The sequence below is a fragment of the Streptomyces sp. NPDC034111 genome (genome assembly GCF_055575375.1).
In genome coordinates this window covers 82,529-107,135 of sequence record NZ_JBVIST010000010.1, presented here as the reverse complement: position 1 = coordinate 107,135, position 24,607 = coordinate 82,529, and the positions used below count along the sequence as shown (strand labels likewise).

The window sequence follows — 24,607 nt, the reverse complement described above, 5'->3', positions numbered from 1 at the left end:
CGTGCGAGCGGCAGCACGCTGGACCCAGGCGCATCTGAGAGCACACCGCCCCGCGGCCGTGCTCATCGTGCTGGCCACCGCCGGAATCACCATCTCCCTGCTGCTGGCCAGCGCCCTCTTCTCCTACGCCACCGACCCCTGGCAGCGGATCTTCACCCAGTCCTCCGGTGCCCACGTCTGGATCCACGCCCAGGCCGGTGCCCGCGCCGGCTCGCTCGCCGCACTGGACGAGGTACGCACCACCTCCGGGCCGTTCCCCACGGTGCGCACCACCGCGAGCCTCCAGCCCGGCGGCGCCAGGGCGACGCTCGAACTGCGCGGCACACCGGAGCGCCCCGCCACCGCCACTCCGCAGACGGTCGCCGGCCGCTGGCTCGACCGGAGCGCCGATGCGGGCTCCACCCGGGGCATCGTGCTGGAGAGCTCGGTAGCTCGGGCAATATGGGCCAAACCGGGCGATTCGCTCGTCTTGGGCGGCTTCCCGGCACCCCTGCGTGTGGTGGGCGTCGCCGACACCGCAGAAGCGCCCTTCCGGGCCGGCGAGAACCCGGGCGTGGCCTGGGTGCTGCCGCAGACCCTCGCCGCCTCCGACGCGGGCGCCGACCAGCGCGGCCGCACCATCGGCCTCCAGCTCACCCACCCCGAGGACACCGACTACGTCGTCCAGCGGGCGGTCACCCAGCTCGGCGCCGACCAGATCACCGACGTCTCCACCTGGCGCCAGGCCAAGGCCGAGGCCGCCGGCGACAACAGCCTGCTCGCCCGGCTGCTCGGCCTCTTCGGACTCGGCGCCCTGCTCGCCGCCGCCCTCGCCGTGGGCGGCGCCATCAGCACCAGGATCCGCGGCCACCTCCGCGACATCTCCATCCTCAAGGCCATCGGCTTCACACCGGGCCAAGTGGTCCGGATGTTCCTCGCCCTGCACCTCGGCTTCGCGCTGCTGGGCGTCACCCTCGGAGCGCTGGTCACCCAGGTGCTCGGCCCCCTGATCCCCGGCCGGATCGGGGAGGCGACGGCCCTGTGGGGGCAGCTCCCCGAGCACACCTGGCTGCCCTTCGCCGTATGCGGCGGGGTGGTGGCCTTCATCGGCACGGCGACCTGCCTGACCGCATGGCGCGCCGGCCGGGTGCCACCGGTGCCGGTCGCCCGTGCCGCCGCGCCCACCGGCGGCGGCGCCTCCCGTCTGACCCGCCGCGCCCTCGGCCTCAAGGTCCCTCCCGCCCTGGTCCTCGGCTGGCGCGGTGCCTTCCACCGCCCGCTGCGCTCCTGGGCGGCCGTGGCCCGCCTCGCCGTCCCCCTGCTGCTCATCACCATCGCCCTGGGGACCTGGACCACCCTGGACCGCTTCACCTCCCGCCCGGAAAGCGTCGGGCTGGCCGCCGCCCTCACGGCGCGTTCGGACTCGCTGGGCGACCAAGAGGTACGTCAACTCCTCGCCTCACAGCGCCAGTTGACGGCCTACCCCGGTACCGAGGTGCAGGCACTCGTCCCCGGCCAGACCGGCACGATCACCCTGCGCGGCCTCGGCACCGACGCCCACCCCTACCCCATCGCCCTCGCGGAGGGCCGTCTCGTCCACGGCCCGGACGAGGCCGTCGCCGGAGCCGGACTGCTGGAACTCCTCGACGCACAGGTCGGCGACTGGGTCCGGATGACCGTCGCAGGCCGCCCGCACGTCCTGCACATCGTCGGCCGCAGCATCGAAACCGCCGACGCCGGCCGGGTCATCTCCACCACCCTCGACACCCTGCGCGACGACGGCACCGGCACCCCCGTGCCCCGCCCCGACTTCTACAACCTGGTCCTGCACCACGGAACCGACCCCGCCGCCGTACGCGACACCCTCACCAAGGCCTCCGCCGGCCGCCTCGAAGTACGCCAGATCCCCAACCCCGCCGACCAGCTCACGGCGATCCGCGGCGTCGCCGCCGGCCTGATCGCCGTCCTCACCCTGATCGGACTCGCGGAACTGGCGACAACGGTCGGGGCCGCCGTACGCGACCGCAGCCGCGACCTGCTCGCCCTCCGGGCCGTCGGCCTCACCCCCCGCCAGATCACCGCCGTCATCGTCTCGGCCACCGCCTTCATCACCCTGGCCGCCGCGCTCGCCGGCACCGCGCTCGGCCTCCTCGCCTCCCAGTGGCTGATCGATCTCCAGGGCGAAACGAGCGGCTGGGGCACGGGCATCGCCCAGCGCCCGGCCGCCGGAATTCTGGCACTGGTCATCGCCCTCGCCGTGACCGTCGCCGCGGCGGCCTCCGCCCTGCCGGCCGCCCGCGCGGCACACCGCCGACTGGCGGACTCGGCCTCGGACGTGCTCTAGCGCAAGCCGGCGGAGGCGCACCGCACCGCCCGCACACACCCCGGCGCCGCATCGCTGCCTCAGCGGTGCATCAGCCCCTTGGTGAAGTCCTCGGTGGCCGGCGCGTGCCGCGAGGTGTACGGGCACTCCCAGTCTTCCTCCGTGAACCGCCCGGAGAAGTGCCGCGCGGGCTGTTCGTACTCGTAGACCGTGAAACTCGGATTGACCGACCCGTTGTTCTTGGTCTCCCGCCTGCGGATCGCGTCCTGCATCGAGTAGAACTTCTCCCCGAGGAGCATGAACTGCGTCAGGGAGTTGAAGGCGATCGCCGGCGCGGAGAAGCGCCGGCTGGCCCGGGACGCGCCGGGGTGCATCCCCACGACGAAGAAGGCGTGCCCGCCCGCGTGGAAGCCGAAGTTGGGCAGGCCGGGGTCGGACGTGGCCCCGGTGTCCAGGCCGAACGTCCGGCTGTCGATGTCGTGCATGAGCTGAAGGTGCTGCCATATGAGCCGTTCGTAGGCGAGTTCGTCCACCGGCCCCGGCTCGTCGAAGGTCGCGACGAAGGTGCGGAAGCTCTGGTCGGACAGCAGCGGCCGTACTTCCTCGACGTACTCCACAAGGTCGCGCTGGTGCTCCTCGGCCGATGCCGCCTCGCCCATTCTTCGGTAGTGCCGGTGCGTGATGCTGTCGCGTTTCAGCGCGGCGCGGGCACCCAGGCAGCTGAACTCCCGGGTCTGGATGAACCGTTCGAGTTCGGTGCGCAGGACGGCCTGTCGTTCGTGGTGCTCAGCATTGTCGCGTTCGGTGCTCATGGCGGCGTCTTCCCTGGGTGGCGATGGAGATGATGCGTGTGGTGCACGTGATGCGGGTGATCAACGAGCTGTCGGAATCGACAGTGCGGGGTAGGTGTCCACTCGGCAAGACATAAAGCGGACAAAGGAGAGTTCGTCCCGACGTTCCGCAACACGGCCCGGACCGTACCCCGTGGAATGCTTGTGCAAATTCGTCTGCGCGCCAGCCCCTGATGCGCCATCATGTGGCTCAACGCCGCACCTCATACCGAGCTACTGGCCCATCTGACGTGCCGACGTACTGACGTACCTGACCAAGAGGTGACGGCGCATCACCAGTGCGCACCGTCAAGGGGCGTCAACAACAGGGGGAACACATGAAGACCGTACAGCGGACGCTGCTCGCGGGAGCACTGACCGGAACGCTGGCGCTGACCATGGGGGCGGGAGCCGCCGGTGCGGCGGCACCGAGCGAGAGCTCCACCGCAAGCGCCACCTCCACCTCCACGCTCCGCACGGTGGACACCCGGAGCGGTGACGTGATCACCTGCAAGATCACCACGCACCTTCCGCACTACTCCCACCACGCCCACGCCCAGAACCGGCACATGGTGAACGTCACCGCCGACATCAAGTGCTCCAAGCGGGTGGCGCAACTGGCCATCCGTGTGGGCCTGTACAAGAACGGCAGCCTGTACAAGCAGAGCGGCACCAAGGTCAACGCCGGGAAGAACAGGGTGAGTCAGAACGCGGCGCGGCGCTGTGTGAAGAGGCAGAACTACACGGGCTACGCCGTCGGCGTGGTCACCTTCCCGCCCCAGTACACGCCGCGCACCAAGCAGGTGCGCGACACCAGCGCGACGGTCCGCATCAACGCCTGCAAGAGGAGCTGACCGAGCCGGAAAGGCTCCTCCGGACGCCTCCGGGCACCCGCCCGGCGGTGTGCGTCGCGCTCAGCGGCCGGACCGGTGGATCCGGTCGTTGAGCGCCACCGGAAAGACCTCGAAGCGTGGTTCGTCCGCCAGCCGCTCGGCGAGGCGGGCGGACCCGCCGACATAGGTGGAGTCGAGGTCCACGTCCGTGGCGACGCACCACGCCCGGTCCTGCGGCCACCACAGATTCGGCGACTGCGGGAAGAAGACCCCGGCGCTCCGGTCTCCCATGGCGGTCGCCGCCTCGATCGGCCCCTCGTACAACGCGTAGGCACGGCCGCTCAGCCGTACCCGCGGCCCCTCGTCGCGCAGCCAGCCCCACCCTTCCCAGAGCCCGAAGAAGCATTGCCGCGGCGTGCTGGTCTGCGCCGCCAGTACCGTGCACAGCGCCGCCAGCACAGGCTCGGGCAGCGAGCCCTGCCACGGCGGCTCATCGCCCGGACCGGCCACCTCCTCGAAGTGCGCCAGCGGATGCAAGGCCCGGCCGGACCGTTCCGCCACCTCCGCCCACCGCTCGAGCCGGCCGTCCGGGGACTCGCTGGGATGCAGCAGCCGTACATAGGCCTCGAACCCGGCCGGCAGCAGGGCGTGCACACCGCTGTCGAATCCGCCGACGCCCTCCTCGATCCAGTGTGCGGACGAGACGTCATCGACCCGACGCGGCGGCCGGGCCTCCTCGTTCGGCAGTGTCATGGCACATTCCTCCCCGTCGTTCCTGACCCGGTCTCAGTATGAGCCGTCCGCCGTGCCGGGCGGGGTTGCGCCGGTACGGAATTGCCGCGGTGCTCAACGGCGTCAGCAAGCCGGACCGCCGCTGGGTGACGGCGCCCGCTCAGTCCGTCAGGCGGGCCGAGTGCGGATGGCGTTCGCGCCAGCGGGCGTAGGCCGGGGCGGCCGCGCAGGTGGCCAGGTAGCCCTCGCCGACCCTGCGGACGACGTCGTCGGCGTGTGCGGTGAGCGGGCCGTCGCGGTGCCAGGCCAGCACATGGCGGTACCAGAGCGGGCTGCCGGTCAGGGGGCGGACGACGACCCCGGGGACCTCGATGAAGGTGGCCTGGCAGAGGCTGACGGCCAGCCCCGCCCGTACGAGCTCGATCAGCTGGCGGCCCTCCGCCTCGTAGGGGGTACGGGGCTGGCGGCCGGTCACGGCGAAGACGGACGACCAGTACTCCCGGGTGCGGTCGCTGTCGGGGCGCGGCACGGCCCACTCCTCCTCGATGAGCTGGTTCAGGCTCACCTCGTCCCCCGCCGCCAGCCGGTGGGCGGACGGGAGCAGGGCGAAGACGGGCTCGGTGACCAGGGGCCGCAGCACGACGCCGGGGTGTGGGGGGAGTTCCCGGCCGGGGTTGTCGCCGAGGACCGCCGCCTCCAGGCGTCCTGCGGCGAGGTCGTCGAGCAACGGCGAGGGGGAGTACTGGCACCGGGCCGTCACCTCCGCACCGGGTACCGACTTCCGTATCGCCACGATGAGATCGGCCAGCAGGGGAGCGCCCACCGAGGCGACCCGGAAGCGGTCGGGTGCGGACCCGCGGCGGGCGGCGCGGGCGGTGTCGGCCAGCAGGCCGTCGATGCCCGGCAGCAGGGCGCGGGCCCGGGCGAGCACCAGCTCGCCGAGCGCGGTGGGGACGGCGCCGGCGCGCTTGCGGTCGAAGAGCGCCCCGCCCAGCATGATCTCGATGCGCCGCAGCTGCGCGCTGAGCCCGGGCTGGGTCATGCGCAGCGACGCGGCGGCCCGGGTGAGACTCCCGGCCTCCGCGATCGCGCAGATCACCCGCAGATGACGTACCTCCAGATCCATGGCGCGGATGTTACGGGCCGGGGAGAGCGGCCGTGCCCTCCGGGAAGTGGCAGGCGACCTGCTGCGCCTCGCCGGGCCCGCCGAGGTGCAGCAGCGGCCGCGCCTGGCCGGCTCCGGCGACGCGCAGCCGCGGTGCCTCGGTACGGCAGAGGTCCTGGGCCTTGGGGCACCGCGGGTGGAAGGTGCAGCCCGGCGGGGGCGCCGCCGGGCTGGGCGGGTCGCCGAGCAGGGTGATCCGCTCGCGGGTCCGCTCGGCGGCCGGATCGGGCAGCGGTACGGCGGAGAGCAGGGCGCGGGTGTAGGGGTGGGCGGGTGCCTTGTACACCTCCTCCTTGCGGCCGATTTCGACGATCCGCCCCAGATACATCACGGCCACCCGGTCGCACACCCGCTTCACCACCGACAGATCGTGGGCGATGAAGAGGTACGCCAGCCCGAGCTCCTGCTGAAGCCGCTCCATGAGATTGACGATCTGTGCCTGTACGGAGACGTCGAGGGCCGAGACGGGTTCGTCGGCGACGACCAGGCGGGGGCTGGTGGCCAGGGACCGGGCGATGCCGATGCGCTGGGCCTGCCCGCCGGAGAACTCGTGCGGATAGCGGTCCAGGTGCTCGGGGATCAGCCCGACCAGCTCCATCAGCTCCGCGGCCCGCTTGCGCGCCTCGGCCGCCGTATGCCCTTGCACCAGCAGCGGATCGGCGATGATCCGGGCCACGGTCTGGCGGGGGTTGAGGGACGAGTGCGGATCCTGGAAGACCATCTGGAGGTCCCTGCGCAGCGGTTTGAGCGCGCGCTGGCCGAGGTGGCTGATGTCCTGGCCGTCGTAGGTGATCGATCCGGCGGTCGGCTCCAGCAGCCGCACGATCATGCGGCCGGTGGTGGACTTGCCGCAGCCGGACTCACCGACCAGGCCCAGGGTCTCGCCCGCCGCGACGTCGAAGCTGATGCCGTCCACGGCCCGTACGGGAGCCGAACGGCCCCGCCTGCCCGGGAAGGTCATGGCCACGTCGCGTACCGACAGCAGGGGGGAGGTGGTCGTGGTCATGAGGCGGCGCCTCCGTACGCGGGGGTGGTGGGAGTCAGGGGGAAGTGGCAGGCGACGCGGTGGCCGGCCGGGCCGCCGAACTCCGGCCGGTCGGTGGCGCAGCGCGTCTGTTCGGCGCCGGACGCCGCTGCCGCCCTCGGGCAGCGCGGTGCGAACGCACAGCCCGGAGCGGGGGTGAGCAGGGACGGCGGGCTGCCCGGGATGGCCCGCAGCGGTTCGTCGTCCAGGTCGTCGAGGCGGGGGAGGGAGTCGAGCAGGCCGCGGGTGTAGGGGTGGGCCGGGGCCGCGAACAGGGCGTCCACCGGGGCCTGTTCGGCCGCCCGGCCGCCGTACATCACCAGCACCTCGTGGGCGACCCGGGCGACCACCCCGAGATCGTGCGTGATCATGACGACGGCGAGCCCGCGTTCCTGCTGGAGGCGTGCGAGGAGCTCCAGGATCTGCGCCTGGACGGTGACGTCGAGGGCGGTGGTCGGCTCGTCGGCGATCAGCAGGTCGGGCTCGCAGGCGAGCGCCATGGCGATCATCACCCGCTGCCGCATGCCGCCGGAGAACTGGTGCGGATACTCGCCCGCCCGGCGTGTGGGTTCGGGGATGCCGACCTCGCCGAGCATGTCGACGGCCCGTCGGCGGGCCACCGCACGGCGCGATCCGAAGTGGACGCGGTGGTGTTCGGCGATCTGCTCGCCGACCGTGTAGTACGGGTGCAGGCTGGAGAGCGGGTCCTGGAAGATCATCGCCATCCGGCGGCCGCGCAGCCGGCCCAGCTCCCGCTCCGGCAGCCCGACCAGCTCCTGGCCGTCGAGGACGATCGAGCCGGTCACCTCGGCTCCGGTGTGCAGGCCCATGACGGCCAGGGAGGTGACGGACTTGCCGGAGCCGGACTCGCCGACGATGCCGAGGGTCCGCCCCCGCTCCACGGAGAAACCGAGCGAGTCGACGGCCCGCACCGGGCCGTGCTTCGTCGGGAAGGTCACCGTCAAGTCGCTGACGGACAGCAGAGGTTGAGGATCGGACATCAGTACCTCACTCGCGGGTCGACGACGGCGTAGAGCAGGTCGACGAGCAGGTTGGCGACGACGATGAAGGTGGCGGCGAGGAGGGTGACGCCCATGATGACCGGCTGGTCGCCGGTGGACAGCGCGCCGTAGAAGAGCCGGCCGATGCCCGGGAGGCCGAAGATGGACTCGGTGATGACCGCGCCCGCGAGCAGTCCGCCCAGGTCCATGCCGAAGAGGGTGAGGATCGGGGTCATTCCGGCCCGCAGCCCGTGCTTGACGACGACGGTGCGGCGCGGCAGGCCCTTGGCCCGGGCGGTGCGGATGTACGGCTCCGCCATCGTCTCGATCATCGAACTGCGGCTCTGGCGGGCGTACATGGCCGCATAGAGGATGGCCAGCGCCAGCCACGGCAGCAGCAGGTTCGAGGCCCACTGGAGGGGGTTTTCGCCGAAGGAGACGTACTGCGGATAGGGCAGGAGGCCGGAGACCCGGATGAGGCCGTAGATCAGCATCATCGAGGTGAAGTAGACCGGCAGTGAGGCGGCGGCGACGGCACCGACCATCAGGGCGCGGTCGGTGAGGCTGTCCTTGCGCAGGGCCGCGGTGACCCCGGCGGACAGGCCGAGCAGCAGCCAGAGCACGGCCGAGCCCAGCGCGAGCGAGGCGGAGACCGGCAACCGGTCCATCAGCAGGTCCCAGACGGCCTCGCTGTTCTCGTACGAGTAGCCGAAGCAGGGGAAGCCGCAGTGCAGGGCGTACTGGCCGCTGCCCATGGTGCGGCCGGTGAAGATACCGGTGACGAAGTCCGCGAACTGCCGCCAGAGCGGCTGGTCGAGGCCCATGTGGGTGCGGATCGCCGCCAGCCGTTCGACGCTGCACGACTTGCCGCAGGCCGCGGCCGCCGGGTCGGAGGGCAGGACGTAGAAGATGGTGAAGGTGACGGCGGCGATGGCGAGCAGTACGCCGAGGACACCGAGCAGCCGGCGGCCGATGTAGAGGGTCATATGCGGCTGCTCCTCGGGTCGAGGATGTCGCGCAGTGCGTCGCCGAGCAGGGTGAAGGCGAGCACCGTCAGGAACAGGCAGATGCTGGGGATGACGAAGTACATGGGGTCCGTGTCGTAGAAGGCGACGCTCTCCGCGATCATCTGGCCCCAGGAGGGGGTGGGCGGCCGGACGCCTACGCCCAGATAGCTGAGCGCGGCCTCGGTCGCGATCATCCCGGGAATGATCAGGGTGGTGTACGCGATGACGGGGCCGGCCACACCGGGGAGGATGTCGCGGGTGAGGATCCGCCAGGCTCCGGAGCCGCCGACGCGGGAGGCGTCGACGTACTCGCGGTGCCGGAGCGAGAGGGTCTGGCCGCGGACCACGCGGGCGATGCCGGGCCAGCCGAACAGCCCGATGACCGCGGTCATCAGCACGATCCGGTTGACGTCCTTGGCCACCGACATCATCGCGATCATGAAGATGAGGGAGGGGAAGGACATGGTGAGGTCCATCAGCCGGGAGAGCACGGCGTCTGTGCGGCCGCCGAAGTAGCCGGCCGCGATCCCCGCGGCCGTACCGGCGAGCACGACGATCGCGGTGGCGGTGAAGGCGATGAGCAGCGAGACCTGGGCGCCGTGCACCACGCGCGCGAACAGATCGCGGCCGGTGACGGGTTCCACGCCCAGCCAGTGGTCCGCGGAGACGCCGCCGAGCGGCCCGAACGGCTGCCCGCCGAGGTACGGGTCGACGGCGGACTTGTCGAACTCATCGGGGGACCAGCCGCCGAGGGCACTCAGCAGCGGCGCGCCCACGGCCATGAGGAGGAAGACCGCAATGACGGCGAGGGATACCTTCACGGAGGTGCGGCGGCGCAGTTCCCTGCGGGCGATCTGCCACGGGCCGCTGCCGACGGGGACGGCGGTGGTCGTGGCCACGGGGGTGTCGGTGGTGGTCATCGTGGGGCGCGACCCTCACTTCTCGCTCTGGGAAGGGTTCTTGAGGCCGACCGAGGCGTAGTCGAGCTGTCCGCCGAAGGAGGTCTGGCCGTAGGCGCCCGCGATGTTGCGGCCCAGGACCAGCGGCCACCGCCGGACCAGCACCGGAACGGTCGGGGCCTTCTTGAGGATGTCGCCGTCCAGCTGCTGCCAGGCCTTCGCCGCCTGCTTGGCGTCGGTCATCGCGGCGATCTCGTCCATCCGCCGCATGGTCGCCTTGTCGCGGAAGAGCGAGTGGTTGCCGGAGTTGCCCTTCTCCTTGATGAAGCGGCCGTCGAAGACGAAGGGCAGGAAGGTGGAGCCGGAGGGGTAGTCGGGGCACCAGCCCGTGTACACCATGTCGGTGCGGTTCTTGGTGTCGCCGATGGTGGCGTAGAACGCGGACGGGTCGACGGTCTCGATGGTGACCTTGATCCCGGCCCGGCCCAGGGACTGCTGGATGGCCTCGGCCCGGCCCTTGTCCCCGGACGACACGGTGATCTTGGTGGAGAAGCCGTCCGGCTTACCGGCCTCCTTCAGCAGCTGCTTGGCCTTCGCCGCGTCGCCCGCGGCGGGGACCTTGGCGGTGTCGGGCTGCTTGCCCCCGAACAGGGTGGCGGGCATGTAGGCCGTGGACAGGTCGTTGAAGGCGGGGCCGCCGGAGGCGGTGAGGACGGACTCCTTGTCGAGGGCGTACTGCACGGCGTGCCGGACCTTCGCGTCGTTGAACGGCGCCCGCCCGGTGTGCATCTGGACCATGTCGGTGCAGTTCGTCGACTCGGCGAGCAGCCGCTTCTTCACCTCGGCGTCGGGCAGCACCTTGGCCGCGCTCTCCGGCCGCAGCGCACCCCAGGAGACCGCGGAGGCGTCGGCGCCCTGGCTCGCGATCAGCCGGGCGTCGATCTCGTTGGCCTTCAGCCCCATCACCACGACGAGCTTGTCCGGGTAGGCCTTGCGGATCGCGTCGGACTTCGGGTCCCAGTGACTGTTGCGGACCAGGACGAGCTTCTTGCCGCGGGCGTACGACTCGATCTTGTACGGGCCCGAGGAGAACGGCCGGTTGTCGTACTGCGGGCCCTTGTCCCGGGCCTTCGGCACGGGAGCGAAGGTCGGCATCACGGTGGCGTTGGGGAACTCGGCGAAGGGCTTGCGGAGTTCGAAGACGATCGTGTGGTCGTCGGGCGTCTTGATGGAGTCGAGGTGCTTGCCCTGCGCGGGGCCCTGGTAGCCCTGGGCGCCCGCGAGGTAGCGGGCGGCGTAGTCGGCGCCGCCGGGCAGATCGGGCGAGAAGGACCGCTCCACGTTGTACTTGATGTCCTGTGCGGTGATGGGCGAGCCGTCCTCGTACTTCACCCCCGGCCTGAGGTGGAAGGTCCAGGTCTTGGCGCCGTTGGAGGAGGTGCCGAGGTCGGTGGCGAGGTCGGGGACGAGCTTGCCGCCCGCCGTGCCGGGGGCCGCCTGGTAGGTGACCAGCGTGCGGTAGAGCAGCCTGGTCCCGAACTCCATATCGCTCATCACCCAGTTACGGGCCGGGTCGAGATGGGTGAAGTCCTGGTTGGACAGGACCGTGAGGGTGCCGCCCTTGTGCGGGGTGCCGCCCACGATGGTGCCCGCGTTCGCGGCGGCGGGGTTTCTGTCACCGCCTCGCTGGTGCCCGCCGGAACAGCCGGCCGATCCCAGGGCGAGGGCGGCCACCACGGTGGTGGCGAGGGCGGTGGAGGTGCGTTTGTTCATCAGGGATCACTCCGTGAACAGCAGTCGGACAGCCGCTGGCTGAAATGTGACCCGTAACATAGTAATGTGAAATTGTACTGGCAAGATGTCGGTCCTCGGCGTTACCCACCTGTGTCCGAGGGGCACTTGATCGGCAGGGTGGCGCACCGATGGTGACGAAGATCGATCGGCCGAAGTCCTTGGCAGCGGCAGTGCAATGTGAAATATTACTGCTGTGTCTGCGAGAAACGCCTCGGATGTGATCGTCGTCGGAGCGGGAGTGGTCGGTGCGGCCTGCGCCTATCACGCCGCCCGCGCCGGCCTGTCCGTCACCGTGATCGACCGTGGCCCCGTCGCGGGCGGGACCACCGGAGCCGGCGAGGGAAACCTGCTGGTCTCCGACAAGGAACCCGGCCCGGAACTCGAACTGGCCCTGCTCTCCACGCAGTTGTGGCGCGAGCTGGCCGAACTGCTCCCGCCCCAGGCCGAGTACGAAGCCAAGGGCGGCCTCGTCGTCGCCTCCGGCGCCACGGGGATGGCGGCACTGCGGGACTTCGCGGCGCGGCAGGAGAAGGCCGGCGTCACCGCCGAGGAGGTCCCGCCGGACCGCCTGAACGAGCTGGAGCCGCACCTCGCCCCCGGCCTGGCGGGCGGATTCCACTACCCCCAGGACGCCCAGGTCCAGCCCGCCCTCGCCGCCGCGTACCTGCTGCGCGCCGCCGGCGACCGGGTACGGCTCCGGCTCGGCGAGGAGGTCACCGCCGTCGTCACGGGCGCCAACGGCGAGGTGCGGGGCGTGCGGACCGCGACCGGTACCGTCCACGCACCGTACGTGGTGAACGCCGCCGGCACCTGGGGCGGCGAACTGGCCCGGCTCGCGGGTGTGGACCTGCCCGTCCTGCCCCGCCGCGGCTTCGTCCTCGTCACCGAACCGCTGCCGCGCGTGGTGCGGCGCAAGGTGTACGCGGCGGACTACGTCGCCGACGTCGCGAGCGGTTCGGCGGCGCTCCAGACCTCGGCCGTCGTCGAAGGCACACCGGCGGGTCCGGTGCTGATCGGCGCCAGCCGTGAACGGGTCGGCTTCGACCGCACCCTGTCGACGGAGGTGCTGCGCCGCCTCGCGGCCCAGGCCACGGCGCTCTTCCCGGTGCTGGCCGGAGTGCGGGCGATCCGGACGTACGCGGGCTTCCGCCCGTATCTGCCCGACCACCTGCCCGCGATCGGCCCCGACCCGCGCGCCCCCGGCCTGCTGCACGCCTGCGGCCACGAAGGCGCCGGGATCGGGCTCGCCCCGGCCACCGGGCTGATCATCGCCCGGCTGCTGACGGGCGGTCAGCCACCGCTCGGCATCGGCCCGTTCGCCCCGGCCCGCTTCACGTCCCCCGCCTGACCCCGTCCCGCCCACCGAGAGGAGGCCCCCAGTGGCCCGTACCCCCGCCGAACTGGTCGGGGCAGAGCCCGGCGCACCGTTCGAGATCACCGTCGACGGCCGTACGGTCACCGCCCTGCCCGGTCAGACCCTGGCCGCCGCACTGTGGGCGGCGGGCATCCTCGCCTGGCGCACCACCCGCCGTGGCGGCCGCCCGCGCGGCGCCTTCTGCGGCATCGGACAGTGCTACGACTGCCTCGCCACCGTCAACGCGGAGCCCAACCGGAGGGCCTGTCTGGTCCCCGCCCGGCCGGGCGATGCGATCACCACCCAGGAAGGACACGGTCATGCCGGGCTCGCCGTCTGAGCCGTACGACCTCGCGGTGATCGGCGCGGGCTGCGCCGGTCTCGCGGGCGCCGTCGCCGCGGCGGAACACGGTGTGTCGGTCGCCCTGCTGGACGCTTCGGGGCAGCCCGGCGGCCAGTTCTACCGGCACCCCGACCCGGCCCTCGGCGCCGCGCGGCCGGAGGCCCTGCACCACGACTGGTCCGCCTTCGCCGAGCTGCGCCGGCGCCTGGGGCAGAGCGATATCGCCCACCTCGCCGGGCACCACGTCTGGACCGTGGCCCGGGAGAGCGGGGATCTGTGGGCCGTGCACGCCGTCACCGGCGCCGACGGCAACGGGGAGCGCCCGGTCTGCGTACGGGCCCGGGCGATCCTGCTCGCGACGGGTGCGTACGAGCGGCAACTGCCCTTTCCGGGCTGGACCCTGCCCGGTGTCGTGGGGGCCGGGGGTGCGCAGGCGATGCTCAAGTCCGGGCTGGTGCTGCCCGGCAAGCGGGTCGTCGTGGCCGGCAGCGGACCGCTGCTGCTCGCCGTCGCCTCCTCGCTCGCCGCGGCCGGGGCACGGGTCCCCGCGGTCGTCGAGGCATCCGGCTACCTCCGCTACGCACGCCACCCGCGCTCCCTCGCCGCCAACCCGCACAAGCTGGCCGAGGCCGTGGTCCACGGCACGGCGCTGCTGCGCCACCGGGTGCCGCTGCGTACCCGCAGTGCGGTCACCGAGGTGCACGGCACCGACCGGGTGGAGGCCGTGACCGTCTCCCGCCTGGACAAGGACTGGCGGCCCGTACAGGGGGCGGGCCGCCGGATCGCCTGCGACGCGCTGGCCGTGGGCCATGGACTGGTCCCGCAGATCGAGCTGGCCACGGGGCTCGGCTGCGCCACGCGCCGGATGCCCGACGGGACGCTCGCCCTCGCCCTGGACGACCTCCAGGAGAGCTCGGTGCCGGGCCTCTGGGCGGCCGGCGAGCCCGGCGGGGTCGGCGGCTCCCGACTCGCCTGTGTGGAAGGCGAGTTGGCCGGTATCGCGGTGGCCGCACGGCTGCGCGGGAAGCCCGTGGCAGCCGGAGACGTACGCACCCGGGACCTCCGGCGTCGCCGTGACCGGATGCGGGCCTTCGCCGATGCGATGGCCGCCGCACACGCCCCCGGGCCCGGCTGGACCGACTGGCTCGACGACGGCACGGACGTCTGCCGATGCGAGGAGGTGAGCGCGGGCCGGATCCGGCTGGCGGTCGCCGACCTCGGCGCCCGCGACGCCCGTACCGTCAAACTCCTCACCAGGGCCGGTATGGGCTGGTGCCAGGGCCGGATGTGCGGGGCGGCCGTGGCCTGCCTCGCGGCGGGCGGGGACGGCGGGGCCACGGCGCCCTCCGTGGAACGCCGGCCGCTGGCCGTACCCGTCCCGCTCGGGGTGCTCGGCTCGCTCGACGAGCCCGCGGCACCCCCGGTCGACGCCGAGGGCAGCGGTGAACCGCCTGCGACCGGCACGACCGACCTCTGACCGGGCGGCGCACCCTTTGTGGGCGCTGCCGAACATCAGTACAATGTCACACACTATAGAAGGGCTGACCAGCATGGCTTCCACCTCCTGGAACACCGACCGTCCCTGGCGCGGCATCATGGTCGCCACCGCGCTCCCGCTGCGCGAGGACCTCTCCGTCGACTACGACGCCTACGCCGAGCACGTCCGCTGGCTGATCGACAACGGCTGCGACGGTGTGGTGCCGAACGGCTCCCTCGGCGAGTACCAGACCCTCACCGACGAGGAGCGCGCCCGCGTGGTGCACACCGCCGTCGAGGCGGCGGGCGACGGCGCGCGGGTGATGCCCGGCGTCGCCGCCTACGGCAGCGCCGAGGCCCGCCGCTGGGCCGAACAGGCCGCCCAGGCGGGCTGCGGCTCCGTCCTGCTGCTGCCGCCGAACGCCTTCCGCGCCGACGCACGCGCGGTGCGCGCCCACTACGCCGAGGTCGCCGAGGCGGGGATCCCGGTCGTCGCGTACAACAACCCCATCGACACCAAGGTCGACCTCACCCCGGCCCTCCTCGCCCAGATCCACGGCGACGGCAGCGTGGTCGCGGTCAAGGAGTTCAGCGGAGACGTGCGCCGGGCCTACGAGCTCGCCGAACTCGCCCCGGAACTCGACCTGCTGATCGGCGCGGACGACGTCCTGCTGGAACTCGCGGTGGCCGGCGCCGTCGGCTGGATCGCGGGCTACCCCAACGCCCTCCCCACCACCTGCGCGGAGCTCTACCACGCCGCCGTCGCCGGGGACCTGGAGACGGCACTCCCGCTCTACAGGTCGCTGCACCCGCTGCTGCGCTGGGACTCCAAGACCGAGTTCGTCCAGTGCATCAAGCTCTCCATGGACATCGTCGGCCGCCACGGCGGCCCCACCCGCCCGCCGCGCTTCCCGCTCACCGGGGAGATCGAGACCCACGTCCGCGCCGCCACCGAGAAGGCCGTTGCCGACGGCCACCACTGACCGCTGAAAGGACGTCCGTGCGTACTCGTCATGTCTTCCATGCCGTCGACTCGCACACCGAGGGCATGCCCACCCGTGTCATCACCGGAGGCGTCGGCGTCATCCCCGGCGCCACCATGGCCGAGCGCAGGCTCCACTTCATCGAGCACCTGGACCACCTCCGTACGCTCCTGATGTACGAGCCGCGCGGCCACGCCTCGATGAGCGGCGCGATCCTCCAGCCGCCCACCCGGCCCGACGCCGACTACGGGGTCCTCTACATCGAGGTCTCCGGGCTGCTGCCGATGTGCGGGCACGGCACCATCGGCGTCGCCACCGTCCTGGTCGAGACCGGGATGGTGCCGGTCAGCGAGCCCGTCACCACGGTCCGCCTCGACACCCCGGCCGGTCTGGTCTCCGTGGACGTGCACGTCGAGGACGGTGCGGCGAAGGCCGTCACCTTCACCAATGTGCCGGCGTTCTGTGTCGGCCTGGACCGCAAGGTCGAGGTGCCGGGGTTCGGGACGGTGACGTACGACCTCGCCTTCGGCGGGAACTTCTACGCCTTCGTCGAACTCGACGCGCTGGGGCTGCCGTTCGACCGTGCCCGCAAGGACGATCTGCTCGCCGCCGGCCTCGCCGTCATGGACGCCATCAACGCCTCGCCGGACCGGCCCGTGCACCCCGAACAGCCGGAGATCGGCGGCGTCAAGCACGTCTACCTCGCCGCACCCGGCTCGGACGCGCACCGGTCCCGGCACGCCATGGCCATCCACCCGGGCTGGTTCGACCGCTCGCCGTGCGGGACCGGCACCTCTGCCCGGATGGCCCAGCTGCACGCCCGCGGAGCCCTCCCGCTGCACCGGGACTTCGTCAACGAGTCCTTCATCGGCACCCGGTTCACCGGCCGCCTCGTCGCGGAGACGGAGGTCGGCGGGCTGCCGGCCGTCATCCCCACCATCACCGGCCGTGCCTGGCTCACCGGCACCGCCCAGTACTTCCTCGACCCGGACGACCCCTTCCCCGGAGGCTTCCTCCTATGACCACGCTGTCCCCCGTCGTGTCGCACAATCCGGCCGACCCGACCGACGTACTGCTGCGGACCCCGGCCCCCGGCGCCTTCGCCGTGGCCGATTCCGTCGAGCGGGCCCGTGCCGCACAGCCGGGCTGGCTCACCGCCGGCGCGGCCGCCCGCTCGGCGGGCCTCTCCGCCGTCGCCGCCGCCGTCGAGGCCGCGGCCGACGAGCTGGCCGCCCTCGTCGTACGTGAGGTGGGCAAACCGCTCGCCGAGGCGCGGGCCGAGGTGGCGCGGACCGTCGCGATCTGGCGGTACTACGCCCAGGCCCCCTACGAGCCCGCCGGCGCCGTCCACGAAACGGCCGGCGGCCCCGGACTGCTGCTGAGCCGCCGCCGCCCCTACGGGGTCGCGGGCCTGGTCACCCCCTGGAACTTCCCGCTCGCCATTCCGAGTTGGAAGGCGGCCCCGGCGCTGGCGGCCGGCAACACGGTCGTCCTCAAGCCCGCACCGGAAGCCACCGCGTGCGCCCAGCGCCTCGCCGAGCTCATCGCGCCGGCCCTGCCCGGCGGGGTGTTCACCGTGGTCCCCGGCGGGGCCGTCGAGGGCAACGCCCTGATCTCCGCCGCCGACGTGGTCTCCTTCACCGGATCCACCGCCGTCGGCCGGGAGGTCGTCCGCGCCACCACCGCCGCGGGCATCCCCGTACAGGCCGAGATGGGCGGACTCAACGCCGCGATCGTCCTCCCGGACGCCGACATCGAACGGGCCGCCGGGCACCTCGCGGCGGCGATCGCCGGATACGCGGGCCAGAAGTGCACCGCCACCAGCCGGGTGATCGCGGTCGGTGCCGCCCTCGACCCGCTGCGCGAGGCCCTGGCCGAAGCGCTGCGCACCCTCCCGGTGGGCGACCCGGCCGACCCGGCCACGGTGTGCGGCCCGCTCATCTCCGAGCGGGCCCGTGAGCAGGTGGGCCGGGCCGCGGACGGCCTCTCCGTCGTCGCCGGCGGCACCCTCCCCGAGGGCCCCGGCTGGTACGCGGCCCCGACGCTCGTCGACAAGGTGCCGGCGGACCACCGGCTGCTGCACGAGGAGGTCTTCGGACCCGTCGCGGCACTGCTGCCCGCCGACGACCTGGCCGAGGCGGTACGGATCACCAACTCCGTGCCGTACGGGCTGGTCACCTCGGTCCACACCGCCGACCTCGACACCGCACTCAACGGACTCGACCGGCTCGACACCGGCATGATCCGGATCAACGCCCCGTCCGCCGGCGTGGACTTCCATCTCCCGTTCGGCGGCGCCAAGGCCTCCGGGTACGGGCCGCGGGAACAGGGCCGAGCCGCCCTGGAGTTCTACACGTCGAGCCGTACCTACACCCTGTCACCTGCAAAAACAACGTGACATTGTACTCTGGTGATCCGCCGGGCACGGAAGGAACACCATGGGGCACCTGAAACAGCGCAACCTGATCACCACCAGGGAAAGGCTGCGCGACCAGGTCGCGCACGCCCTGCGGGCCGCGCTGATCTCCGGTGAGCTCCGGCCCGGCGCGGTCTACTCGGCGCCGGTGCTCGCGGAGGACTTCGGTATCTCCGCGACCCCGGTGCGCGAGGCGATGCTCGATCTGGCCCGCGAGGGCCTGGTCGAGCCGGTCCGCAACAAGGGCTTCCGGGTCACCGAGGTCAATGAGCGCGATCTCGACCAGTACACCGAGATCCGCACCCTGATCGAGGTCCCCATGATCGGCCGGATCACCCGCACCGCGTCCCATGAGGACCTGGAAGTGCTCCGCCCGGTGGCCGAGGAGATCGTGCGCGCCGCGCGCGAGCACGACCTCATCGGCTACCTGGAGGCGGACCGCCGCTTCCACCTCTCGCTGCTCGCGCTCTCCGGCAACGAGCGCCTGGTCGAGACCGTAGGCGAGCTGCGCAAGCGCTCCCGCCTGTACGGGCTGACCGCGCTGGACGAGCGGGGAGAGCTGATCCCGTCGGCCGAGGAGCACCTGGAGCTCCTCGACCTGATGCTGGCCGGTGACGCCAAGGGCGCGGAGAAGTGCATGGCCCGGCATCTGAGCCATGTCCGCTCCCTGTGGGCGAAGGGCGAGGACGCCGGGAAGCCCGGCCGGCAGCGGCCCAAGCGGAGTCTGGGCGCCAGCCACTGAGCGGGAGGGGGACCGAGCCCTGTCGGGGGGGCGTGGCCGCGGCCATGGAACTCCCTCCGTCCATGGCCTCCATAACGCGGCGTTATGGAGAACTGAGGGCTCCCCTTCCGTAGCCGGCCGCTCCACAGTGAGCTGTGCAACATCACATGTCACACAGCCACAGCCTCACGCCGGCTGCGAAAGGGAGTCATGCACCCCGCCTACGCGACCACTGACCATGTCTTCACCGTGCCGCTGGACCACTCCGCCCCGGACGGGCCCGGCATCGAGGTGTTCGCCCGCGAGGTCGCCGACCCCGCCCGTGCGGGTGAGGACCTGCCGTGGCTGCTGTACCTCCAGGGCGGCCCCGGCGGCAAGTCACCCCGCCCGACGGCCGGTTCACCGGGCTGGCTGGCGCACGCGCTGAAGACCCACCGCGTGCTGCTGCTCGACCAGCGCGGCACCGGACGCTCCACACCCGTCACCGCCCGCCGGGCCGCACGCTTCGGCACCGCCGCACAGCTCGCGGCGTACCTCGCCCACTTCCGGGCGGACTCGATCGTCGCGGACGCCGAGCTGATCCGCCGCGAGCTGTGCGGCGACGAGCCCTGGGAGACCCTGGGGCAGAGCTACGGCGGCTTCCTCACGCTCACCTACCTCTCCCAGGCGCCGGAGGGCCTGCGGGCGTGCTACGTCGCCGGCGGCCTGCCGGGCCTCACCGCCACCGCCGACGATGTCTACGCCCGCACCTACCCCCGGGTGCGGGACCGCGTCCTGGAGTTCTACGACCGCTACCCGGACGACGCCGCGCGCCTGAGGCGGATCGCCGACCTGCTCGTGTCCACCGATGTCCGGCTGCCCGACGGGGACCGGCTCACCGTCCGCCGGCTCCGCACCCTCGGCCTCGCCCTCGGCATGGGCGACGGCTTCGAGCGGGTGCACTGGCTGCTGGACGAAGCCCTCGACGCACAGGGGGAGTTGACCGACACCTTCCTCCACCAGGTCATGGGCCTGACCGGCTTCACCGACAACCCGCTGTTCGCGGTCATGCAGGAGACCCTGTACGGCCAGGGCGGCGGACCCACAGGCTGGGCGGCGTCCCGCGCCATGGCCGGCTTCCCCGAGTTCGCCGAGGAGGCCGACATCCTCCTGCTCACCGGTGAAATGATGTACCCCTGGATGTTCCGGGACATCGCCGGTCTGCGCCCCTTCGCGGAGGCCGCCGACCTGCTGGCCGGACGGACCGACTGGCGCCCGCTGTACGACCCCCGCCGCCTCGCCGCCAACCGGATCCCGGTCGCCGCGATCGTCTACCACGACGACATGTACGTGGACGCCGGGCTCTCCCTGCGTACCGCGCGCGAGGTCGGCGCGGTACGGGCCTGGGTCACCAACGAGTGGGAACACGACGGGATCTCCGCCTCGGGCGAAAAGGTCCTGTCCCGGCTCATGGACCTGGCCGCCGGCCGCGCGTAACCCCCACCCCCACAGCCCCTTCCCCCACCCCCCTTTCCCCTCCCTCTCCCACCCCTCCCTCATCGTGCCGAAGGAGAGCCATGCCCACCTTGCCGCCCCGGCCGCGCCCCCTCGCCGCGGCCCTCGCCCTCGCCCCCTGTCTGGCGCTGGCCGCCTTCCTCCTCGCCCCCGCCACGGCGACCGCGGGAGCGCCCGCCCCCACCCCCAACCCCTCGTCGTCCGCCGCCCATTGCGCACTGCCCGGGAAGACCGGCTGGACCGACGAGGGCCATGACACCGACCGGGCCCAGTTCCAGCGGTCCACCGGTACCCATCGCGTCCTGACCCTGTTCGTGGACTTCCCCGACGCCCGGGCCACCGACGCCACCGACGGCTACGCGGCCCAACTCGCCCCCGCCGCCGCCTGGATGCGCACGGCCTCGTACGGCCGCTCCCGGCTGGAGATCACCCCGCAGCACCACTGGATCCGCATGCCGGCGGCGTCCACGTCCTACGGCTTCGACCGGGGCATCACCTTCGAGGCGCACGAGCGCTATGTACGCGACGCGATCACGGCCGCCGACCCTGGCACGGACTTCTCCCGGTACGACATGGTCTACATCGTCCCCACCAAGGCGGCGACCGCGATCTCCTTCTCCCCGACCTACCTCTTCGACCCGGCCACGGCCGGCGTCACGGCCGACGGCACCCGCATCAAATGGGCCGTCACCTTCGGCCAGGACATGTGGCGCTGGGGCCCCAAGGTCGCCGACCATGAGACCGGCCACACCTTCGGCCTCCCCGACCTGTACGCCTTCACCGGCGAGACCCACCGCTACGCCCGCGGCTGGGACGTCATGGGCAATATCGCCGGTCACGCCCCGCAGTATCTGGGCTGGCACTCCTGGAAGCTCGGCTGGACCCGGACCGACCAGGTCGCCTGCCTCGCCTCGTCCGGCCACCGGACGGTACGGCTGACGCCGGTGGAGCGACCGGGCGGCACCAAGATCGCGGTGCTCCGCACCGGCGGGACCACGGCGTATGTGGCCGAGTCCCGCCGGGCGGAGGGCAACGACCGCGGTGCCTGCTCGACGGGCGTCCTGGTCTACAAGGTCGACTCCGCCACCAAGACCGGCGATGGCCCGGTAAGGATCATGAACAACCCGTCGCCCGCCGCCCCGCCCGCCGGCTGCACCCCCCAGGACATGGCCACCTACGCCCCCGGCCAGTCCTTCACCGACCCCGACACCGGGGCCCGGATCGACATCCTCGCCGACGGCAGGTCGGGCGACACGGTACGGCTCACCAAGCCCTGAGAGGTCAGGAGGCGGTGTCCGACATCGTGCGGGGGGCGGCCGGCGCGCTCTCCCCCCACGGACGCCGCATGACCTGGGCGTAACCGAAGGCGGCCAGGATGCCGACGGCGAGGCTGCCCAGCCATACGGCATCCGCGCCGTAGCGGTCGATGACCAGACCGCCGACCAGGGGGGCCGCGAAGGCGGCGACCGACCAGGAGAGGGTGTAGACGCCCTGGTAGCGGCCCCGGCCCTGGACGGGGGAGAGCCGTGCCACCAGGGTCATCTGGGTGGGGGAGTTGATGATCTCACCCAGGGTCCAGATGCAGACGGTCAGCACGTAGAAGGGGACCGAGTCGGCGAGGGCGCTGAGGCCGAAGCCGACGCCCGTCAGGAGGGCCGAGACCACCAGCAGCGGGCCGGGGGAGCGGTGCTCGATGAGGCGGGTGACGGGGATCTGCAGCGCCACGATGAGTACACCGTTGGCCGCGATCACCACACCGAAGTCGGTGCTGTCGAAACCGGCGCGCCCCATGGCCAACGGCAGTGCCACCAGGCCCTGTTGGTACAGCGTCACCAGCAGCAGGTTCAGGCCGACGACCGTCATGAAGCGGACATCGCGCAGCACGGTCAGGAGGGAGGTGGTGCCCTGCGGCGCCCCGTGGGACCTGGGCGGGGCGGCCGGGCGGGACTCCGGGAGCCGGAAGTAGGCGAGAGTCGCGCAGAGCGCGGTCAGCAGCGCTTCGCCCAGGAAGAGCCACAGATAGGAGTAGCGGGCGATCAGGCCCGCCGCGGACGCCGACAGGGCGAACCCCAGGTTGATGGCCCAGTAGTTGAGCGCGAAGGCCCGGATCCGGTGCCGCTCGGGCACGATGTCGGTCATCATCGCCTGCACCGCGGGCCGTGAGGCGCTGGTGGTCATTCCGGCCAGCGCGGCGAGCACCGCGATCGTCTCCGGACGGGAGGCGAACCCGAGGAGCGCCACGGTGCCCGCGGTGGCGATCTGGGAGACCAGCAGCGTCGGTCTGCGGCCCAGCCGGTCCGTGAGCACGCCGGCCACCAGGTTGCCCGCCGCGCCGCCCAGTCCGTAGAGCGCGGCGACCAGGCCCGCATAGGAGGCCGAGTACCCCTTCTGGACGGTGAGGTACAGCGCGAGGAAGGTGGAGACGAACGCGCCGAGACGGTTGATCAAGGTACTGACCCAGAGCCACCAGAACGCGGACGGCAGTCCCGCGAAGGTGTCCCGGACGGCGCGGGTGGCCGCCGCCGCGGTGGTCGAGAGGGGTGTCTTCGTCGTCATGGCCGAACCGCCGGTCAGGACTGCGGATCGACGGCGGGCGCCGGCCGTTCGGAGGTCGCGGCAAGCAGCTCCCGCAGTCTCGGCCGGATGACCTTGCCGGTGGCGGTCCGCGGGATCTCCGGCATCCGTACGAAGCGGGCGGGCAGCACCGCAGGATCGAAGGAGCGCCCGAGGTGGTCGAGCAGCATGGCGTCGGTCGTGTCGTCCGGCGCGGCCACCGCCGCCACCACCACCTCGCCCAGGAAGCGGTCCGGGGCGGTGGCGCAGGCGGCGTCGCGGACCGGCGGAAAGGCCTTCAGGGCCCGCTCCATCTCCTCCAGCGACACCGTCTCGCCGCGTACCTTGGCGATGTTCTTGGCCCGGCCGGTGAGCACGACGAAGCGCAGGCCGGACTCCGGTTCGACGACCTCGTAGCCCAGGTCCTGGGAGTGGAACCAGCCGCCGGCGAACGCCTCCGCCGTCGCCTCCGCGTTCCCCTGGTAGCGGGACATGACGTTGTGCCCGCGCATACAGACCTCGCCGGTCTCGCCCGGTGCGGCCCGCCGGCCGTCCGGAAGGAGCACGGCCACCTCATTGCCGTACAGGGCGGTGCCGGCGGAGGGGATGTCGCAGTCCAGCATCAGGGCCCGGTAGGCGGCGTCCGAGAGGCCGCGCGGCATGGTGGTGGAGAAGTTGGTCGTCTCGGTCAGGCCGTACCCCTGGAGGCTCCGGACGCCCCAGCGGTCGTGCACCGCGCGGGCCGTGGACCCGGACAGCGGGGCGGCCGCCGACACGAAGTAGTCGAACTCCGGCGGGAATTGCGGGCTGCGCCAGGTCTCCAGCAGCGTCTCCAGGATGCTGGGGACCACACTCGCCACCCGTGGGCGGTACGCGGTCAGCAGACGCGGGTACCCGAAGGGGTCGAATCCGGTGAGCAGGATGCCGTGCGCCCCGGCGGCGAGGGTGCCGAAGACGCTGAAGTGCAGGCCGTTGACGTGGTGGACGGGCAGGCAGCCCAGGAACCGGTCGCCGGGGCCGAGACCGTGGTGCCGGCGCAGCGCCTCGGCGTTGACCGCGCCGTTGTAGTGCGACTGCGCGACCAGTTTGGAGGCGGCCGTCGACCCCGACGTACCGAAGTACAGGGCGTCCGCCCCGGGGTCGAGGTCGGGCCCCGTCCAGGTGTCGTCGGCCGCGGGCAGCTCCCGCGGGTCGGGGAGCAGCGACCAGGGCACCGTCCCGTCGGCCGCGGTGTCCGGGGCGCGCAGCACCGCCTTGGCGCCCAACGCTTCCGCCTGCTGCGTGATCCGGCCCGCCGGATCGGCCGGGTTCAGCGACAGTACGGAGCAGCCGGCGAGCAACAGGGCGAACACGGCGGTCACCGACCGCAGTTCGTTGGTGGGGGCGAGGGCGAAGACGTCCCCCGGGCGTGCGTCCAGTTCGCGGCCGGCCCACGCCGCCAGACGGCGGCTGTACCGGAGCATGTCCCGGTAGGTGAGGGTGGTCCCGGTGCCGTCCGCGCCGTGGAAGGTCAGGTACGGGGCCGACCCGTCGTGCTCGGCCCGGTGCGCCAGCAGCTGCGGCATCGTCGGGTGGAGGGGCAGCCGGTCGGTGAACTCCCTTCCCGCACAGCGGTGGGCGAGCCGGTGGTCGTCGGGGGTGGCGTGCATGGTTCCTCGGTCGTGGTAGGGGTGGGGGTGG

The 24,607-nt window shown here is 72.3% G+C and carries 21 protein-coding genes; 11 read left to right on the top strand and 10 right to left on the bottom strand.

Features of this window, described 5'->3' with window-relative positions; all coding sequences use genetic code 11:
• Position 1: 1 nt before the first annotated feature.
• On the top strand, positions 2 to 2,323 hold the full coding sequence (locus tag ACZ55A_RS22845; protein ID WP_468842908.1) for an FtsX-like permease family protein: 2,322 nt from the start codon (positions 2 to 4) through the stop codon (positions 2,321 to 2,323).
• Between the two features lie 59 nt (positions 2,324 to 2,382).
• Here the strand turns inward: ACZ55A_RS22845 and gntA are convergent, their stop codons facing one another.
• Positions 2,383 to 3,114 carry a guanitoxin biosynthesis heme-dependent pre-guanitoxin N-hydroxylase GntA gene (gene gntA, locus ACZ55A_RS22840; protein ID WP_468842906.1) on the bottom strand — a complete coding sequence of 244 codons (732 nt, stop codon included), beginning with the start codon at positions 3,112 to 3,114 and terminating at the stop codon, positions 2,383 to 2,385.
• Between the two features lie 356 nt (positions 3,115 to 3,470).
• Between gntA and ACZ55A_RS22835 the strand changes: the two genes are divergently transcribed.
• Positions 3,471 to 3,986 (top strand): hypothetical protein, encoded by a 516-nt coding sequence (locus ACZ55A_RS22835; RefSeq protein WP_468842903.1) that lies wholly within the window; start codon positions 3,471 to 3,473, stop codon positions 3,984 to 3,986.
• Between the two features lie 60 nt (positions 3,987 to 4,046).
• Here ACZ55A_RS22835 and ACZ55A_RS22830 read toward each other — a convergent pair whose 3' ends face one another.
• The 7 genes from ACZ55A_RS22830 to ACZ55A_RS22800 form a co-directional block, all read right to left on the bottom strand.
• Positions 4,047 to 4,718, bottom strand: coding sequence for a hypothetical protein (locus tag ACZ55A_RS22830; protein ID WP_468842901.1), 672 nt, complete (start codon positions 4,716 to 4,718; stop codon positions 4,047 to 4,049).
• A gap of 139 nt (positions 4,719 to 4,857) precedes the next feature.
• Entirely contained in the window at positions 4,858 to 5,823 is a 966-nt protein-coding gene (locus tag ACZ55A_RS22825) for a LysR family transcriptional regulator (protein WP_468842899.1), read from the bottom strand.
• 10 nt (positions 5,824 to 5,833) lie between these two features.
• Positions 5,834 to 6,868 (bottom strand): ABC transporter ATP-binding protein, encoded by a 1,035-nt coding sequence (locus ACZ55A_RS22820; protein WP_468842897.1) that lies wholly within the window; start codon positions 6,866 to 6,868, stop codon positions 5,834 to 5,836.
• On the bottom strand, positions 6,865 to 7,887 hold the full coding sequence (locus ACZ55A_RS22815) for an ABC transporter ATP-binding protein (RefSeq protein ID WP_468842895.1): 1,023 nt from the start codon (positions 7,885 to 7,887) through the stop codon (positions 6,865 to 6,867). The genes ACZ55A_RS22820 and ACZ55A_RS22815 overlap by 4 nt, the downstream gene beginning before the upstream one ends.
• On the bottom strand, positions 7,887 to 8,873 hold the full coding sequence (locus ACZ55A_RS22810; RefSeq protein ID WP_468842892.1) for an ABC transporter permease: 987 nt from the start codon (positions 8,871 to 8,873) through the stop codon (positions 7,887 to 7,889). The genes ACZ55A_RS22815 and ACZ55A_RS22810 overlap by 1 nt, the downstream gene beginning before the upstream one ends.
• A complete protein-coding gene (locus tag ACZ55A_RS22805) occupies positions 8,870 to 9,814 on the bottom strand; it encodes an ABC transporter permease (protein WP_468842889.1) in 945 nt (314 codons plus the stop codon). The genes ACZ55A_RS22810 and ACZ55A_RS22805 overlap by 4 nt, the downstream gene beginning before the upstream one ends.
• Before the next feature lie 15 nt (positions 9,815 to 9,829).
• Positions 9,830 to 11,566 (bottom strand): ABC transporter substrate-binding protein, encoded by a 1,737-nt coding sequence (locus ACZ55A_RS22800; RefSeq protein WP_468842886.1) that lies wholly within the window; start codon positions 11,564 to 11,566, stop codon positions 9,830 to 9,832.
• A gap of 214 nt (positions 11,567 to 11,780) precedes the next feature.
• Here ACZ55A_RS22800 and ACZ55A_RS22795 point away from each other — a divergent pair, with 214 nt between their 5' ends.
• The 9 genes from ACZ55A_RS22795 (at position 11,781) to ACZ55A_RS22755 (ending at position 21,651) form a co-directional block, all read left to right on the top strand.
• Positions 11,781 to 12,935: an NAD(P)/FAD-dependent oxidoreductase gene (locus ACZ55A_RS22795; protein ID WP_468842883.1), complete on the top strand. Its 1,155-nt coding sequence runs from the start codon at positions 11,781 to 11,783 to the stop codon at positions 12,933 to 12,935.
• 31 nt (positions 12,936 to 12,966) lie between these two features.
• Positions 12,967 to 13,281 (top strand): (2Fe-2S)-binding protein, encoded by a 315-nt coding sequence (locus tag ACZ55A_RS22790; protein WP_468842880.1) that lies wholly within the window; start codon positions 12,967 to 12,969, stop codon positions 13,279 to 13,281.
• Entirely contained in the window at positions 13,262 to 14,761 is a 1,500-nt protein-coding gene (locus tag ACZ55A_RS22785; RefSeq protein WP_468842878.1) for an FAD-dependent oxidoreductase, read from the top strand. Before ACZ55A_RS22790 ends, ACZ55A_RS22785 begins: the two co-directional genes overlap by 20 nt.
• Positions 14,762 to 14,834: 73 nt before the next feature.
• Complete coding sequence (locus ACZ55A_RS22780) at positions 14,835 to 15,743, top strand: dihydrodipicolinate synthase family protein (protein WP_468842875.1); 909 nt, start codon at positions 14,835 to 14,837, stop codon at positions 15,741 to 15,743.
• A 17-nt stretch (positions 15,744 to 15,760) separates the two neighbouring features.
• The gene (locus ACZ55A_RS22775; protein ID WP_468842872.1) at positions 15,761 to 16,765 is read left to right on the top strand and encodes a proline racemase family protein; all 1,005 of its coding nucleotides are present in this window, start codon (positions 15,761 to 15,763) and stop codon (positions 16,763 to 16,765) included.
• The gene (locus ACZ55A_RS22770) at positions 16,762 to 18,141 is read left to right on the top strand and encodes an aldehyde dehydrogenase family protein (RefSeq protein WP_468842870.1); all 1,380 of its coding nucleotides are present in this window, start codon (positions 16,762 to 16,764) and stop codon (positions 18,139 to 18,141) included. The genes ACZ55A_RS22775 and ACZ55A_RS22770 overlap by 4 nt, the downstream gene beginning before the upstream one ends.
• A gap of 40 nt (positions 18,142 to 18,181) precedes the next feature.
• Entirely contained in the window at positions 18,182 to 18,901 is a 720-nt protein-coding gene (locus ACZ55A_RS22765; protein WP_468842867.1) for a GntR family transcriptional regulator, read from the top strand.
• A 189-nt stretch (positions 18,902 to 19,090) separates the two neighbouring features.
• Positions 19,091 to 20,356, top strand: a complete 1,266-nt coding sequence (locus tag ACZ55A_RS22760; RefSeq protein WP_468842864.1) for an alpha/beta fold hydrolase — start codon at positions 19,091 to 19,093, stop codon at positions 20,354 to 20,356.
• 80 nt (positions 20,357 to 20,436) lie between these two features.
• Positions 20,437 to 21,651, top strand: a complete 1,215-nt coding sequence (locus ACZ55A_RS22755; protein WP_468842861.1) for a M6 family metalloprotease domain-containing protein — start codon at positions 20,437 to 20,439, stop codon at positions 21,649 to 21,651.
• Positions 21,652 to 21,655: 4 nt separating this feature from the next.
• On the opposite strand, the gene ACZ55A_RS22750 is transcribed toward ACZ55A_RS22755, so the two are convergent.
• On the bottom strand, positions 21,656 to 22,930 hold the full coding sequence (locus ACZ55A_RS22750) for an MDR family MFS transporter (RefSeq protein WP_468842858.1): 1,275 nt from the start codon (positions 22,928 to 22,930) through the stop codon (positions 21,656 to 21,658).
• 14 nt (positions 22,931 to 22,944) lie between these two features.
• On the bottom strand, positions 22,945 to 24,576 hold the full coding sequence (locus ACZ55A_RS22745) for a class I adenylate-forming enzyme family protein (protein ID WP_468842855.1): 1,632 nt from the start codon (positions 24,574 to 24,576) through the stop codon (positions 22,945 to 22,947).
• Between the last annotated feature and the right edge of the window lie 31 nt (positions 24,577 to 24,607).

What these genes read in the sequence shown, in the direction of transcription:
- ACZ55A_RS22770 (WP_468842870.1), top strand. Translation starts at nt 16,762, where the DNA reads ATGACCACGCTGTCCCCCGTCGTGTCGCACAATCCGGCCGACCCGACC.
- ACZ55A_RS22820 (WP_468842897.1), bottom strand. Translation starts at nt 6,868, where the DNA reads ATGACCACGACCACCTCCCCCCTGCTGTCGGTACGCGACGTGGCCATG.
- ACZ55A_RS22830 (WP_468842901.1), bottom strand. Translation starts at nt 4,718, where the DNA reads ATGACACTGCCGAACGAGGAGGCCCGGCCGCCGCGTCGGGTCGATGAC.
- ACZ55A_RS22750 (WP_468842858.1), bottom strand. Translation starts at nt 22,930, where the DNA reads ATGACGACGAAGACACCCCTCTCGACCACCGCGGCGGCGGCCACCCGC.
- ACZ55A_RS22815 (WP_468842895.1), bottom strand. Translation starts at nt 7,887, where the DNA reads ATGTCCGATCCTCAACCTCTGCTGTCCGTCAGCGACTTGACGGTGACC.
- ACZ55A_RS22810 (WP_468842892.1), bottom strand. Translation starts at nt 8,873, where the DNA reads ATGACCCTCTACATCGGCCGCCGGCTGCTCGGTGTCCTCGGCGTACTG.
- ACZ55A_RS22805 (WP_468842889.1), bottom strand. Translation starts at nt 9,814, where the DNA reads ATGACCACCACCGACACCCCCGTGGCCACGACCACCGCCGTCCCCGTC.
- ACZ55A_RS22760 (WP_468842864.1), top strand. Translation starts at nt 19,091, where the DNA reads ATGCACCCCGCCTACGCGACCACTGACCATGTCTTCACCGTGCCGCTG.
- ACZ55A_RS22765 (WP_468842867.1), top strand. Translation starts at nt 18,182, where the DNA reads ATGGGGCACCTGAAACAGCGCAACCTGATCACCACCAGGGAAAGGCTG.
- ACZ55A_RS22800 (WP_468842886.1), bottom strand. Translation starts at nt 11,566, where the DNA reads ATGAACAAACGCACCTCCACCGCCCTCGCCACCACCGTGGTGGCCGCC.
- ACZ55A_RS22835 (WP_468842903.1), top strand. Translation starts at nt 3,471, where the DNA reads ATGAAGACCGTACAGCGGACGCTGCTCGCGGGAGCACTGACCGGAACG.
- ACZ55A_RS22745 (WP_468842855.1), bottom strand. Translation starts at nt 24,576, where the DNA reads ATGCACGCCACCCCCGACGACCACCGGCTCGCCCACCGCTGTGCGGGA.
- gntA (WP_468842906.1), bottom strand. Translation starts at nt 3,114, where the DNA reads ATGAGCACCGAACGCGACAATGCTGAGCACCACGAACGACAGGCCGTC.
- ACZ55A_RS22825 (WP_468842899.1), bottom strand. Translation starts at nt 5,823, where the DNA reads ATGGATCTGGAGGTACGTCATCTGCGGGTGATCTGCGCGATCGCGGAG.
- ACZ55A_RS22785 (WP_468842878.1), top strand. Translation starts at nt 13,262, where the DNA reads ATGCCGGGCTCGCCGTCTGAGCCGTACGACCTCGCGGTGATCGGCGCG.
- ACZ55A_RS22755 (WP_468842861.1), top strand. Translation starts at nt 20,437, where the DNA reads ATGCCCACCTTGCCGCCCCGGCCGCGCCCCCTCGCCGCGGCCCTCGCC.
- ACZ55A_RS22780 (WP_468842875.1), top strand. Translation starts at nt 14,835, where the DNA reads ATGGCTTCCACCTCCTGGAACACCGACCGTCCCTGGCGCGGCATCATG.